Source organism: Bradyrhizobium sp. IC3123, assembly GCF_020193625.1.
GTDB classification, from domain to species: Bacteria; Pseudomonadota; Alphaproteobacteria; order Rhizobiales; family Xanthobacteraceae; genus Bradyrhizobium; species Bradyrhizobium yuanmingense.
In genome coordinates, this window is sequence record NZ_JADYVF010000004.1 from 462,685 (window position 1) to 476,815 (window position 14,131).

Genomic DNA, 14,131 nt, shown 5'->3' on the forward strand with positions numbered 1-14,131 from the left:
CGATGGCCGGGATCGCGCCGCGCATCCTCTGCATCGGCATGCCGGTGCGCGACCTCATCCTGCGCGTCGAGGCCTTGCCCGAACGTGGCAGCAAGGCGAACGCCGGCCATCTCGCCGAGGTTTGCGGTGGCAACGCGCTCAATGCCGCTATCGCCGTTGCGCGGCTCGGCGGCCGCGTCGCGTTCGCAGGTCCCATGGGCGATGCGCGGGAGACGTCGAGCGCTTTCATCCTCGCGCAGATGGCGCAGGAGGGCGTCGATAGCACACACATCGTGCGCATGCCGGGTCTGACCACACCGGTCTCGGCGATCATGATCGAGCCCTCGGGCGAGCGGACGCTCACCATCTATCGCGATCCCGCCTTGTGGACCGTGAAGCTGCCCGAGGCCGACGCCTTGCTGGCCGATTGTCAGGCGGTGCTCGTCGAAAGCCGCTGCGCGGCGTTCGCGACCTCGCTTTGCGCCGAGGCACGCCGGCGCGGCATTCCCGTCATCGTCGGCGTCGACCGCGCGATGGCGCTGCAGGACGGCCTGCTCACGGCCGCCTCGCATCTGCTGTTCGCCAGCGCCCAGCTGCAGGAGACGGCCGGCATCGCTGACGACGGTGCGGCCTTGAAGCGCCTGGCGGAGCTGACGCCCGCCTTCCTCGCGGCCACAAGGGGCCCGCGCGGCACGATCTGGCTGAACCAGGCGGGCGCGCTGGAGGAAACACCAGCCTTCCCGGTCCAGGCGCTCGATACGCTCGGCGCCGGCGACGTCTTCCATGGCGCGTTCGCGCTCGGCCTCGCTGAGGGTAAGGGGTTGCGGGAAGCGATGCGATTCGCCGCGGCTGCCGCAGCGCTGAAATGCACCCGCCATGGCGGCGGCCTGGCTGCCCCGCAACGCGCTGAAGTTGAAAGGTTTTTGCACGATCGCCCGCAGAGCGATTCCATGGAAGCGCCGAGATTATGGGCTTGCCGTGGAAAGATTTTCTCTATATCAGGGAAATCTGCCCCTGAAATGAAACAAAGTTCTTCAAATGACTGATGTCGCCGTCCAAATTCCCGAGACCAGCCGCCGCCTCGACGCCATCGACCGCAAGATCCTGATGGTGCTCCAGGAAGACGCCTCCCTCTCCGTCGCCGAGATCGGCGACCGAGTCGGCCTGTCCTCGACCCCCTGCTGGAAGCGCATCCAGCGCCTGGAGGCCGACGGCGTGATCATCAAGCGCGTCGCCCTCGTCGACCAGAACAAGATCGGGCTCGGCATCTCCGTGTTCGTGTCGGTCGAGAGCTCCGACCATTCGGATGCCTGGCTGAAGCGATTCGCCGAGGCCGTCAGCGCGATGCCGGAGGTGATGGAGTTCTATCGCATGGCCGGCGACGTCGATTACATGCTGCGCGTCGTGGTCGCGGACATGCAGGCCTATGACGTGTTCTACAAGAAGCTGATCAGCGCCGTGCCGCTGAAGAACGTCACCTCGCGCTTCGCGATGGAGAAGATCAAGTCGGTGACGGCGCTACCGATCCCGGCGGTGGTGGCGGCTTAATTTACGCCACACGGAAAGTGTCATCGCCCGATTTAATCGGGCGATCCAGTATTCCAGAGACGCCGGTGATAGAATCGAGAAGCCGCGAGGTACTGGATGCCCCGGTCAAGCCGGGGCATGACAGCGGAGCGAGAGGGACGGATCGCCTCTCTCAGGTGCTCCTCAAATCTTCTGATTGTACTCGCCGACTTCGGGATGCGTGCGCAGCACGCTGTTCACCATCTCGAACATGTCGTGCATGCGCTGCTCCGAGACCGGGCTTTCGACCACGACGACGAGCTCGGGCTTGTTGGACGAGGCGCGCACCAGGCCCCAGCTGCCGTCCTCGACCGTGACGCGCACGCCGTTGACGGTGACGAGATCGCGGATGGCCTGCCCCCCGATCTTCGCACCCTTTGCTTGCAGGCCTTCGAAGTGCTTCACCACCTTGTCGATGACGCCGTATTTGGTCTCGTCGGCGCAATGCGGCGACATGGTCGGCGACGACCAGGTCTTCGGCAGCGCGTTCTTCAGATCGGCCATCGACTTGCCGGGCGCGCGGTCGAGCATGTCGCAGATCGCGAGCGCCGAGACCAGGCCGTCGTCATAGCCGCGGCCATAGGGCTTGTTGAAGAAGAAGTGGCCGGACTTCTCGAAGCCCGCGAGCGCGCCGGTCTCGTTGGTGCGGCGCTTCATGTAGGAATGACCGGTCTTCCAATAGGCGGTCTTTGCGCCCTGCTTCTGCAGCACGGGATCGGTGATGAACAGGCCGGTGGACTTCACGTCGACGATGAACTGCGCGTCCTTGTGGATCGCCGACATGTCTCGCGCCAGCATCACGCCGACCTTGTCGGCAAAGATCTCCTCACCGGTGTTGTCGACCACGCCGCAGCGGTCGCCGTCACCGTCGAAACCGAGGCCGACATCGGCCTTGTGCTGCAGCACTGCGTCGCGGATCGCGTGGAGCATCGCCATGTCTTCCGGATTCGGGTTGTATTTCGGGAAGGTGTGGTCGAGCTCGGTGTCGAGCGGGATCACCTCGCAGCCGATCGCTTCCAGCACCTGCGGCGCGAACGCGCCGGCGGTGCCGTTGCCGCAGGCCGCGACCACCTTGAGCTTGCGCTTGAGCTTCGGACGAGAGGTGAGGTCGGCGATGTAGCGCGCCGGATAGTTCTCGTGGAACTGGTAGGAGCCCCCGGCCTTGTTCTTGAATTCCGCGTTCAGGACGATCTCCTTCAGCCGCGTCATCTCGTCAGGGCCGAAGGTCAGCGGGCGGTTGGCGCCCATCTTCACGCCGGTCCAGCCATTGTCGTTGTGCGAGGCCGTAACCATCGCAACGGCGGGCACGTCGAGATCGAACTGCGCGAAATAGGCCATCGGCGTCACCGCAAGACCGATATCGTGCACCTTGCAGCCCGCCGCCATCAGGCCGGAGATCAGCGCGTATTTGATCGAGGCCGAGTAGCCGCGGAAATCGTGGCCGGTGATGATCTCCTGTTTGACGCCGAGCTCGGCAATCAGCGCGCCGAGCCCCATGCCGAGCGCCTGCACACCCATCAGGTTGATTTCCTTCTGGAACAACCAGCGCGCGTCGTATTCGCGAAAGCCTGTCGGCTTCACCATCGGCTCGGATTCGAAGGCGTAGGTGTTGGGCAACAATACGGATTTCGGCTTCGGGAACATTGAGTCGGTCTCGTGAAAGGGGGGCGGGAGTTGCTGCAGGCTTAGCGAATGCCAAACCGCAGCGAAAGGCGGGAATAAAGGCTTATGGCCGATAATTGCGGCAGTTTGGTAACGAAGAAACGTTACCGGAAGGGCGGCCGGAGCAAGAATATCTTCTTGAAATTGACGACCGCGCGGTCGCGCGGCTCGCCTCTACTGCTCCAACACCATCTGCCCGTTGGCGTACTCAAAACGCTTCAGGCGGGACAGGAAGGAGAGGCCGAGCAGGTTTTCCGACAGCGCCTCGTCCGGCAGGACCATGGCATCGACATCGCGCACGATGAGACCGCCGACGTCGAGCATGGCGATGCGGGTGCGCGCGGCCTTGATGGTGCCGTTGGCGGTGGAGACCGTGGCGTTGTAGTCGCCGCGCGAGGGACGGAGACCAAACCGGGCGGCCGAGGTCTCGTTCAGCGCAACCACGGACGCGCCGGTATCGATCATGAAGCCGATGCGCTGGCCGTCAATCCGGCCCTCGGTCTGGAAATGACCGCGGGCGTCACGGGCAATGGCCAGGCTGCGGCCGCCGGCCGGCGCTGTGGCCGCGACTGCGACCGTCGTGCGCGGCACTGACGTGGCGGAAGCCGAGCTCATCTTGTCCGCCATCTGCGCCATGAAGGTGCCGAGGCCGATCATGACGGCCGCGATGATCATAATGTTACGCATCACACCACTTCCGAGCCGAAAGCTCGATTTCATCACGCGACGAGGCCGGCGGCGAGCGAAGGCACGCCGGGGCTCCTGTCATTTTGACCAAAAGGATGAGCGGAGGGTTAATGCCGGTTGCGAGTTCTCACGTCCCGCGCGGCTTCGCCCGCCTTGTCGGCACGGCGCTCGCGGGATCGTCGGGCCAGGGGTGACGCGGGTAGCGGCCGCGCAGGTCGGAGCGGACGGCGGCGTAGCTGCCGCGCCAGAAGCCGGGCAGATCGCGCGTCACCTGCACCGGACGCTGGGCCGGCGACAGCAATTCCAGCACCAGCGGCACCTTGCCGGCGGCGATCGAGGGATGGGTGTTGAGGCCGAACAATTCCTGCAGCCGCACCGCGATGGTCGGTCCCTGCTCGGCCTCGTAGTCGATCGCGAGCATAGTGCCGGTCGGCGCCTCGAAATGCGTCGGCGCCTCGCGATCGAGCCGTGCGCGCATCTCCCACGGTAACAGCGCCATCAGGGCATCGGAGAGATCGCCCGCGGAGATGTCCTTGAGCGCGATCTTGTCGTAGAGCGCCGGCACCAGCCAATCATCGCGCCGCGCGATCAGACCGTCGTCCGACAAATCGGGCCAGCTGTCGCCCTCGGCCTTGCGCAGGAACATCACGCGGTCGCGCCATTGCTTGGCGGCTTTCGACCAGGGCAGCCGGTCGAGGCCCGCGGCGATCAGGCCATCTGCGAAGATGCGCGCGGTGTCCTCCGAGGGCGATACTGCAAGCGTCGCCTCGGACAGCGTGATCGCGTGCAGCACGCGCTTGCGGCGCGCCCGCAGCGCCATCGCGCCGCGATCAAAGGAGATCTCGTCGGCGGTCTCGATATGCTCGGCGAAATGTTGCTCGATCTCGTCCTCGGTGATTTGCGCGGCGAGCAGGATGCGTCCGCTCGCCGCCGTCCCGGTCATCTCACCGATCGCGATGTAGGGCGCACGGGCGAGCGAGGAGGTCTGCTCGACAGAGGCGCCGCGACCGTTGGCCAGCACGAAGCTGCCATTGCCGCGATTGCGCGCGACGCGGTCCGGGAACGCATAGGCGAGCATCAGGCCTGTCGACAGATCCTCCTGCTGCGCCACCTTCTCCGACGCCGCGACCTGCGAAGCCCAGCGGTGCGCGAGATCGCGCGCGCTTGCCGCGCGTGGTGAGCGGTCGCGGCGGAACTGGTCGCGGCGGTGCTCGAGATCGACGCTGTCGCCGCCAAGGCCGCGCTCGGTGATGATGGCCGCGATCTCGGCGGCGGCCTGGCCCTCGCCGGCGCGATGCGAATCCACGATCATGCGCGCCAGCCGCGGCGGCAGCGCCAGCGCACGCAGGCTCTTGCCTTCGGCGGTGATGCGACCGTCGCCGTCGAGCGCGTTGAGCTCGCTCAGCAGGCTCTTGGCTTCCTTCCAGGCCGGCTGCGGCGGCGGATCGAGGAACGATAGAGCCGCGGGATCGCTGACGCCCCATTGCGCCAGATCGAGCACCAGCGAGGACAGGTCGGCGCTGAGGATTTCCGGCTGGGTGTACGGCGCGAGCGATGCGGTCTGCGGCTCGTCCCAGAGCCGGTAGCAGACGCCGGGCTCGGTGCGGCCGGCACGGCCGCGGCGCTGGTCCACCGCCGCGCGCGAGGCGCGCACGGTCTCGAGCCGGGTCAGGCCGATATCGGGCTCATAGCGCGGCACGCGGGCAAGACCGCTATCGACGACGATACGCACGCCCTCGATGGTGAGCGAGGTCTCCGCGATCGAGGTTGCCAGCACCACCTTGCGCGTGCCCTTGGGTGCCGGCGCGATGGCGCGATCCTGCACGGCGGCATCGAGCGCGCCGAACAGCGGCACGATCTCGACGGAGGCGTCCTGCACGCGCTCGGAGAGGAAATTCTGCGTGCGGCGGATCTCGGCGGCGCCTGGCAGGAAGGCCAGCACCGAGCCGCTATCGGCGCGCAGCGCAGATGCGATCGCATCCGCCATCTGCCGCTCGATCGGTGCATCCGCCTTGCGGCCGAGATAGCGTGTCTCGACCGGAAACGCACGGCCCTCGCTCTCGACGACGGGGGCATCGCCGAGCAGCCTTGCCACCCGCGCACCGTCGAGCGTCGCCGACATCACCAGGATGCGCAAATCCTCGCGCAAGCCGGTTTGCGCATCACGCGCCAGCGCGAGGCCCATGTCGGCGTCGAGCGAGCGTTCATGGAATTCGTCGAACAGGATCGCGGCAACGCCTGTTAGTTCGGGATCGTCGAGGATCTGGCGGGTGAAGATGCCCTCGGTCACCACCTCGATGCGCGTCGCGCGCGAGATCTTCGAGCCGAAGCGGACACGATAGCCGACGGTTTCGCCGGCGCGCTCGCCGAGCGATTTGGCCATGCGGTCGGCGCTGGCACGCGCAGCGATGCGGCGCGGCTCCAGCACGATGATCTTCTTGTCCTTGGCCCAGGGCGCATCGAGCAAGGCCAGCGGCACGCGCGTGGTCTTGCCGGCGCCGGGAGGGGCCACCAGCACTGCGGCGTTGCTGGCCTCCAGCGTACGCGACAAATCGTCGAGCACGGCATCGATCGGGAGGGGCGTGTCGAAGCTGCGGGGCAAGATCCATCCACTCGTCATGCCCGGGCTTGTCCGGGGCATCCACGTCCTCGACCAGAAAACAGACGTGGATGGCCGGGACAAGCCCGGCCATGACGAATTTATGTGGAGCTGGGAACGATCAGCCCTGCACTGGCGGACGACCGACGCTCTCGTAGACGAAGCCGGCGGCTTCCATGTCTTCGGGGCGGTAGATGTTGCGGAGGTCGACGACGACCGGCTGCGCCATGGTCGCCTTCAACCGGTCGAGATCGAGCGCGCGGAACTGGACCCATTCGGTGACGATGACGAGCGCGTCGGCGCCTTGCGCGCAGGCATAGGCGTCCTCGCAATAGGTGATATCGGGCAATTCGCCCTTGGCCTGCTCCATGCCGACGGGATCGAACGCCTTCACCTTCGCGCCCATGTCGATCAGGCCTGTTACCAGCGGGATCGACGGCGCATCGCGCATGTCGTCGGTGTCGGGCTTGAAGGTGAGGCCGAGCACCGCAACGGTCTTGCCGCGCAGATTGCCGCCGAGCGCCTGGCTCACCTTGCGCGCCATCGCGCGCTTGCGGTTCTCGTTGACCGCCAGCACCGATTCGACGATGCGCAAGGAGACGTCGTAGTCCTGCGCGATCTTGATCAGAGCCTTCGTGTCCTTCGGGAAGCACGAGCCGCCGAAGCCGGGACCGGCATGCAGGAATTTCGTGCCGATGCGGTTGTCGAGCCCGATGCCGCGCGCGACCTCCTGAACGTTGGCGCCGGCCTTCTCGGACAGATCGGCGATCTCGTTGATGAAGGTGATCTTGGTCGCCAGGAACGCGTTGGCGGCGTATTTGATCATCTCGGCGGTGCGGCGCGCGGTGAACATCAGCGGCGCCTGGTTCAGCGACAGCGGACGGTAGATGTCGCCCATCACCTTGCGGCCGCGCTCGTCGGAGGTGCCGACCACGATGCGATCCGGGAATTTGAAATCGCGGATCGCCGCACCCTCGCGCAGGAACTCGGGGTTCGAGGCGACAACCACATCGGCCGACGGATTGGCTTCGCGGATGATGCGCTCGACCTCGTCGCCGGTGCCGACCGGCACGGTCGATTTCGTCACCACCACGGTGAAGCCCTGCAGCGACTGCGCGATCTCTTTCGCGGCGGCGTAGACGTAAGACAGGTCGGCGTGTCCGTCGCCGCGGCGCGAGGGCGTGCCGACCGCGATGAACACGGCATCGGCATCGGCGACCGGCTGCTTCAGGTCGGTGGTGAAGTCGAGCCGCTTGGCTTTCACATTGTTCGCGACCAGCTCGTCGAGGCCAGGCTCGTAGATCGGGATCTCGCCGCGATGGAGTGCCGCGATCTTCCTCTCGTCCTTGTCGACGCAGGTGACGTCGTGGCCGAAATCCGCAAAGCAGGCGCCGGACACCAATCCCACATAGCCCGTGCCGATCATCGCAATTCGCATGAAAAATCCTGTTCCAGCTTGGTTAACGGACGTCCAACTCAGCCCAATCCGGGGCGGTTTAGCATTTTCCCGAGGCCATGGAACAGTCCGCATGCAAAAACCGGCCCGCGATTTGAACCGGTAAAGAAGTCGGAAACTACTGCGCTCCAAACTGCCCCAGGCCCGCACAGGCACGGGCGGAACGCGCCTCGAAAAGGGACACCATGGCACGATCAGGCACAATCGCGGCGGCCAGCCCTTCCACGGCCGCTTCGGGCGCGCGTATCGACTGGGTCGACTACGCCAAGGGCATCTGCATCGTCATGGTGGTGATGATGCATTCGGTGCTGGGGGTGGAGCTTGCCGCCGGGCAGACCGGGTTCATGCACGTGCTCGTAGCCTTCGCAAAGCCGTTCCGGATGCCGGATTTCTTCCTGATTTCGGGCTTGTTCCTGTCTCTGGTGATCGATCGGGACTGGCGAACCTATCTCGACCGCAAGGTGGTGCATTTCGCCTATTTTTATGTCGTCTGGGTGACAATCCAATTTGGCTTCAAGGCCCCGGCCTTTGCGGCCGAGACCAGCTGGCAGCATGTTGGCCTGCTGTATCTCGAATCTTTCATCGAGCCGTTCGGCACGCTGTGGTTCATCTATCTGTTGCCGGTCTTCTTCGTCGTCACGAAACTGACACGCAAGGTCCCATCGCTCGCGGTCTGGCTCGTCGCCGCCGCGCTGGAGACCGCGCACATCACGACCGGCTGGACCGCCATCGACGAGTTCTGCGCACGCTTCGTCTATTTCTATTCGGGCTATTTGTTCGCGCCCTACGTGTTCGCCCTGTCGGACCGGGCGCGGAAGCATCCGGCGCTGGCGCTTGCAGCGCTCGCTGCCTGGGCGCTGATCAATGCCGGCCTCGTCGCAGCGGGCGCCAGCGAGTGGGCGATCGTCTCGCTCGCGCTCGGCTTCGCCGGCGCCTGCGCCATCATCGTCGCGGGCACGCTGCTCGCGCGGGCGCACTGCCTCAACTTCCTCCGCTTCTGCGGCGAGCATTCGATCGTGATCTATCTCGCCTTCTTCCTGCCGATGGCGGCGACCCGCACGCTGCTGCTGCGCACCGGCATCATTCCTGATACCGGCACGGTGTCGCTGCTCGTCACCGTCGTCGGCGTGCTCGGTGCGCTGGCGATCTGGCAGGTCGCGCTCCGCCTCAATGCGCGCTTCCTGTTCGAGCGGCCCGATGCGTTCTGGATCGCGCCGAGGAAGGCGGGCGTGCGGTTACAGGCAGCGGAGTAGCTGCCCTCTCGGTGTCGTCGCCCGGCTTGACCGGGCGACCCAGTACGCGGAGGCGCCAGCGATTGAACCGAGAAGCCGCAGCGTACTGGATTCCCCGCTTTCGCGGGGAATGACAGCGGGGGATAGTCGCGCTACCGGCCCAAAAATCCGCCTCCCAAGGCTGTCAAAGTCCGCAAAAATTCATACATTGCGGCCATGCCCAAGACATCTCCGAAGACCACCGCCAAAGCTGACACCAAGGCCGCGCCGAAAGCTGCCGCAGAGACCAAGCCCGCTGTTGCCAAGGCTGCTGCCAAACCGGTCGCGGCAAAGGCGGCCGGAAAGGGCGACCACGTCTTCCTGGTCGATGGTTCCTCCTACATCTTCCGCGCCTATCACGCGCTGCCGCCGCTGAACCGCAAATCCGACGGGCTCCAGGTCAACGCCGTGCTCGGCTTCTGCAACATGCTATGGAAGCTGCTCCGCGAGATGCCCGAGGACAACCGGCCGACGCATCTGGCCATCATCTTCGATAAATCGGAGATCACCTTCCGCAACAAGATCTATCCGGACTACAAGGCGCATCGGCCGCCGGCCCCCGACGATCTCATTCCGCAATTCGCGCTGATCCGCGAAGCCGTGCGCGCCTTCGACCTGCCCTGCCTGGAACAGATCGGCTTCGAGGCCGACGATCTCATCGCGACCTATGTGCGCCAAGCCTGCGAGCGCGGCGCCAGCGCCACCATCGTGTCGTCCGATAAGGACCTGATGCAGCTCGTCACCGATTGCGTCACGATGTACGACACCATGAAGGACCGCCGCATCGGCATATCAGAGGTGATCGAGAAGTTCGGCGTGCCGCCGAACAAGGTGGTCGAGGTGCAGGCGCTCGCGGGCGATTCCACCGACAACGTGCCGGGCGTACCCGGCATCGGCATCAAGACCGCGGCGCAGCTGATCACCGAATATGGCGATCTCGACCAATTGCTGTTCCGCGCCGGCGAGATCAAGCAGCCCAAGCGGCGCGAGGCGCTGCTCGAGAATGCGGAGAAGGCGCGCATCTCGCGGCAACTCGTGCTGCTCGACGACAAGGTCGAGTTGGAGGTGCCGCTGGACGACCTCGCCGTCCACGAGCCCGACGCGCGCAAGCTGATCGCCTTCCTCAAGGCGATGGAATTCACGACGCTGACGCGGCGCGTCGCCGAATATGCGCAGATCGATCCTGCCAATGTCGATGCCGATCCCGGCTACGCCAGCGGCGCCAGCGTGTTCACGACGCTGCCGCCTTCGGACGTCGTGCCCACACCAGGCACGGGAACTCCGGCGCCAGCCCGGCCGAACCAGCCCAACAAATCGGCAGGCAAGGAGGACAAGGCTGCGAGCCCGAAGGGTGCGCCGATCTCGCTCGCCGTCGCGCGCGAAGAGGCGCTGCGCAAGCTTCCTGTCGATCGCGGCAAATACCAGACCATCAAGACGCTGAAGGAGCTCGACGCCTTCATTGCGCGCATCCATGACGCCGGCCATGTCGCGATCGAGACAAGAGCGAGCTCGATCGATCCGATGCAGGCCGATCTCTGCGGCATCGCGCTGGCACTGGCGCCGAACGAGGCCTGCTACGTGCCGCTGGCGCACAAGCAATCCGGCGGCGGCGCCGGCCTGTTCGATGCCGGCCTTGCGCCGGATCAGGTCAAGCATGACGACGCGCTGCAGGCGCTGCGGCCGGTGCTGGAATCGGCGGGCATCCTCAAGATCGGCTTCGACGTCAAGTTCACGGCCGTGATGCTGGCGCAGCACGGCATCACCCTGCGCAACATCGACGATGCGCTGCTGATCTCCTACGTGCTCGATGCCGGCCGCGGCTCGCATGCGCTCGAATCGTTGTCGGAGCGCTGGTTCGGCCATGCCATGCTGAAGGACAGCGAGCTGCTCGGCAGCGGCAAGGGCAAGATCACCTTCGACCAGGTGCCGATCGACAAGGCCGCACCGCTGTCAGCCGAAGGCGTCGACATCGCGTTGCGGGTGTGGCGCGTGCTGAAGCCGCGCCTGGTTTCCGAGCACATGAGTGCGGTCTACGAGACGCTGGAGCGGCCGCTGGTCTCCGTGCTTGCGCGTATGGAGCGGCGCGGCATCTCGATCGATCGCCAGGTGCTGTCGCGTCTGTCCGGCGACTTCGCCCAGACCGCAGCGCGCGTCGAGGCCGAGATCCAGGAGATCGCGGGCGAGCCGGTCAATGTCGGCAGCCCCAAGCAGATCGGCGACATCCTGTTCGGTAAGATGGGATTGCCTGGCGGCACCAAGACCAAGACCGGCGCGTGGTCGACCACCGCACAGGTGCTCGACGAGCTCGCCGAGCAGGGCCACGACTTCCCGAAGAAGATTCTGGAGTGGCGCCAGGTCTCCAAGCTGAAATCGACCTACACCGACGCGCTGCCGACCTACGTCAACCCGCAGACCCACCGCGTGCACACCACCTACGCGCTGGCTGCGACCACGACGGGGCGCTTGTCGTCGAACGAGCCGAACCTGCAGAACATTCCGGTGCGTACCGAGGACGGCCGCAAGATCCGCCGCGCCTTCATCGCCACGCCCGGGCACAAGCTGGTCTCGGCCGATTATTCACAGATCGAGCTGCGGCTGCTGGCCGAGATCGCCGATATTCCCGTGCTGAAGCAGGCGTTCCGCGATGGGCTCGACATTCACGCCATGACCGCGTCGGAAATGTTCGGTGTGCCGATCAAGGGCATGCCGAGCGAGATCCGCCGCCGCGCGAAAGCGATCAATTTCGGCATCATCTACGGCATCTCCGCCTTCGGCCTCGCCAACCAGCTCGGCATCGCGCGCGAGGAAGCCTCCGCCTACATCAAGAAGTATTTCGAGCGGTTCCCCGGCATCCGCGCCTATATGGACGAGACGCGCGATTTCTGCCGCAACCACGGCTACGTCACCACGCTGTTCGGCCGCAAGTGCCACTACCCCGACATCAAGGCTTCGAATGCCTCGGTGCGCGCCTTCAACGAGCGCGCCGCGATCAACGCGCGGCTTCAGGGCACCGCCGCCGACATCATCCGCCGCGCCATGACCCGCGTGGAGGATGCGCTGGCCGCGAGGAAGCTGTCGGCGCAGATGCTGCTCCAGGTGCACGACGAATTGATCTTCGAGGTGCCGGACGACGAGGTCGAGGCAACGCTCCCCGTCGTGCAGAAGGTGATGCAGGACGCGCCGTTCCCGGCCGTGCTGCTCTCGGTGCCGCTGCATGTCGACGCCCGCGCCGCGAACAATTGGGACGAGGCGCATTAGCGCACTTCCTTACCTCTCCCCGCTTGCGGGGAGAGGTCGGATCGCCCTTCCGATCCGGGTGAGGGGGTGCAGGTCTATCGACGACCGCCCGTGTGGAGAAAGCCCCTCACCCCAACCCTCTCAGGGCGAGCGAAGCTCGTCCCGGCCCCGTAAGAACCGGGGCGAGGGAGCACACCGGCGCAAGACCTCGATTGTCCTCCGAGCAATTGCGCGATGGCCGCGCGATCCCGCGCGTATTAGAACCTTTGCATCTCCCGCACCGGTTCAACCATGCCCCACACCTCCGCCTTGCTCGGCTTCGCCCTCGTCAGCCTCGGCCTCGTGCTCACGCCGGGACCGAACATGATCTACCTGATCTCGCGCTCGATCACGCAAGGCGGCGCGGCCGGCATCGTCTCGCTCGGCGGCGTGGCGCTCGGCTTCGTGTTCTACATGCTGTGCGCGGCGTTCGGTATCACGGCGCTGTTGCTCGCCATTCCTTTCGCCTATGACGCGCTGCGCTTTGCCGGTGCCGGCTATTTGCTGTGGCTCGCCTGGCAGGCGGTAAAGCCGGGCGGACGCTCGCCGTTCCAGGTGAGGAAGCTCGCGGTCGACAGCCCGCGCAAATTGTTCGTGATGGGCTTCATCACCAACCTGCTCAACCCGAAGATCGCGATGCTGTATCTGGCGCTGCTGCCGCAGTTCATCGATCCCACAGCGGGCAGCGTGCTGACGCAGTCTGTGGTGCTGGGCGCGATCCAGATCGCGATCAGCGTCAGCGTCAACGCGATGATCGCGCTCGCCGCCGGATCGATCGCGCTGTTCCTGGCGAAACGGCCGAGCTGGATGCTGGTGCAACGCTGGCTGATGGGCACCGTGCTGGCCGGGCTCGCGGTGCGGATGGCGGTAGAAGCAAAGAGGGTGTGAAGAAGCTCAATCCAGCTTCGCCTCCATCCCCCGCTTCACGGCCGGGCGCGCCATCAGGGCGTCGTACCAGCGCTTGACGTTGGGGAAGTCGGCCAGATCAACCTTGTGGCGAGGATGGCGCCAAGCCCAGCCCAGGATGGCAAAATCGGCAACCGAGAGCTCGCCGGCGACGAAGTCGTGCCCCACGAGGCGGCGGTCGAGCACACCATAGAGCCGGCGCGTCTCGGCCATGAAGCGCTTCAAGCCGTAGGCCCGGTCCTGCTCGTTCTCCAGTGCGATGAAATGGTGTACCTGGCCGGGCATCGGGCCGAAGCCGCCCATCTGCCACATCAGCCATTCGTAGACCGGAATGCGTTGGATAAGCGATTTCGGCAGGAATTTGCCGGTCTTTTCGCCGAGATAGAGCAGGATCGCGCCGGATTCGAAGATGCTGACGGGCTTGCCCTCAGGCCCCTCGGGGTCGACGATCGCGGGGATCTTGTTGTTGGGCGAGAGCTTGAGGAACTCGGGCGCCATCTGCTCGCCCTTGGTGATGTTCACCGGGATCACCTTATAGGGCAGCCCCATCTCCTCCAGCGCGACCGAGATCTTGCGGCCGTTCGGCGTGTTCCAGGTATAGAGCTCGATGGTCATTCCGTGTCCTTCCCCAAGAGGCTTGCCCGAAGGCTTGCCCCCTCACCTACTCCAGAAGGTTGCACCCTCACAACCTTTGGGCCGGGATGGCCGATCCCTGTTGACGGGAGACGC

At 65.4% G+C, this 14,131-nt stretch carries 10 protein-coding genes; 5 read left to right on the forward strand and 5 right to left on the reverse strand.

Annotation, left to right across the window (positions count from 1 at the left end):
* The first annotated feature begins 2 nt into the window (after positions 1-2).
* Together I6F20_RS16585 and I6F20_RS16590 are read left to right on the forward strand one after the other, a co-directional pair.
* On the forward strand, positions 3-1,025 hold the full coding sequence (locus I6F20_RS16585; protein WP_225127010.1) for a sugar kinase: 1,023 nt from the start codon (positions 3-5) through the stop codon (positions 1,023-1,025).
* Positions 1,018-1,527 carry an Lrp/AsnC family transcriptional regulator gene (locus I6F20_RS16590; protein WP_025032510.1) on the forward strand — a complete coding sequence of 170 codons (510 nt, stop codon included), beginning with the start codon at positions 1,018-1,020 and terminating at the stop codon, positions 1,525-1,527. Before I6F20_RS16585 ends, I6F20_RS16590 begins: the two co-directional genes overlap by 8 nt.
* 162 nt (positions 1,528-1,689) lie before the next feature.
* Here the strand turns inward: I6F20_RS16590 and I6F20_RS16595 are convergent, their stop codons facing one another.
* The 4 genes from I6F20_RS16595 to I6F20_RS16610 all read right to left on the reverse strand — a co-directional run bounded on the left by I6F20_RS16595 (position 1,690) and on the right by I6F20_RS16610 (position 7,931).
* Positions 1,690-3,189 (reverse strand): phosphomannomutase/phosphoglucomutase, encoded by a 1,500-nt coding sequence (locus tag I6F20_RS16595; protein WP_225127011.1) that lies wholly within the window; start codon positions 3,187-3,189, stop codon positions 1,690-1,692.
* Between the two features lie 192 nt (positions 3,190-3,381).
* A complete protein-coding gene (locus I6F20_RS16600; RefSeq protein WP_157283378.1) occupies positions 3,382-3,894 on the reverse strand; it encodes a TIGR02281 family clan AA aspartic protease in 513 nt (170 codons plus the stop codon).
* A 127-nt stretch (positions 3,895-4,021) separates the two neighbouring features.
* The gene (gene hrpB, locus I6F20_RS16605; protein ID WP_225127012.1) at positions 4,022-6,496 is read right to left on the reverse strand and encodes an ATP-dependent helicase HrpB; all 2,475 of its coding nucleotides are present in this window, start codon (positions 6,494-6,496) and stop codon (positions 4,022-4,024) included.
* 118 nt (positions 6,497-6,614) lie between these two features.
* On the reverse strand, positions 6,615-7,931 hold the full coding sequence (locus I6F20_RS16610) for a UDP-glucose dehydrogenase family protein (protein ID WP_225127013.1): 1,317 nt from the start codon (positions 7,929-7,931) through the stop codon (positions 6,615-6,617).
* Between the two features lie 203 nt (positions 7,932-8,134).
* Between I6F20_RS16610 and I6F20_RS16615 the strand changes: the two genes are divergently transcribed.
* The 3 genes from I6F20_RS16615 (at position 8,135) to I6F20_RS16625 (ending at position 13,384) form a co-directional block, all read left to right on the forward strand.
* On the forward strand, positions 8,135-9,202 hold the full coding sequence (locus tag I6F20_RS16615; RefSeq protein ID WP_225127014.1) for an acyltransferase family protein: 1,068 nt from the start codon (positions 8,135-8,137) through the stop codon (positions 9,200-9,202).
* A gap of 195 nt (positions 9,203-9,397) precedes the next feature.
* The gene (polA, locus tag I6F20_RS16620) at positions 9,398-12,478 is read left to right on the forward strand and encodes a DNA polymerase I (RefSeq protein WP_225127015.1); all 3,081 of its coding nucleotides are present in this window, start codon (positions 9,398-9,400) and stop codon (positions 12,476-12,478) included.
* 270 nt (positions 12,479-12,748) lie between these two features.
* Complete coding sequence (locus I6F20_RS16625; protein WP_225127017.1) at positions 12,749-13,384, forward strand: LysE family translocator; 636 nt, start codon at positions 12,749-12,751, stop codon at positions 13,382-13,384.
* Between the two features lie 6 nt (positions 13,385-13,390).
* Here the strand turns inward: I6F20_RS16625 and I6F20_RS16630 are convergent, their stop codons facing one another.
* Positions 13,391-14,017 carry a glutathione S-transferase family protein gene (locus I6F20_RS16630; RefSeq protein WP_225127019.1) on the reverse strand — a complete coding sequence of 209 codons (627 nt, stop codon included), beginning with the start codon at positions 14,015-14,017 and terminating at the stop codon, positions 13,391-13,393.
* Positions 14,018-14,131 lie beyond the last annotated feature (114 nt).

Coding starts and splice junctions, on each gene's coding strand:
- I6F20_RS16585 (WP_225127010.1), top strand. CDS start 3: ATGGCCGGGATCGCGCCGCGCATCCTCTGCATCGGCATGCCGGTGCGC.
- I6F20_RS16590 (WP_025032510.1), top strand. CDS start 1,018: ATGACTGATGTCGCCGTCCAAATTCCCGAGACCAGCCGCCGCCTCGAC.
- I6F20_RS16595 (WP_225127011.1), bottom strand. CDS start 3,189: ATGTTCCCGAAGCCGAAATCCGTATTGTTGCCCAACACCTACGCCTTC.
- I6F20_RS16600 (WP_157283378.1), bottom strand. CDS start 3,894: ATGCGTAACATTATGATCATCGCGGCCGTCATGATCGGCCTCGGCACC.
- I6F20_RS16610 (WP_225127013.1), bottom strand. CDS start 7,931: ATGCGAATTGCGATGATCGGCACGGGCTATGTGGGATTGGTGTCCGGC.
- I6F20_RS16615 (WP_225127014.1), top strand. CDS start 8,135: ATGGCACGATCAGGCACAATCGCGGCGGCCAGCCCTTCCACGGCCGCT.
- polA (WP_225127015.1), top strand. CDS start 9,398: ATGCCCAAGACATCTCCGAAGACCACCGCCAAAGCTGACACCAAGGCC.
- I6F20_RS16625 (WP_225127017.1), top strand. CDS start 12,749: ATGCCCCACACCTCCGCCTTGCTCGGCTTCGCCCTCGTCAGCCTCGGC.
- I6F20_RS16630 (WP_225127019.1), bottom strand. CDS start 14,017: ATGACCATCGAGCTCTATACCTGGAACACGCCGAACGGCCGCAAGATC.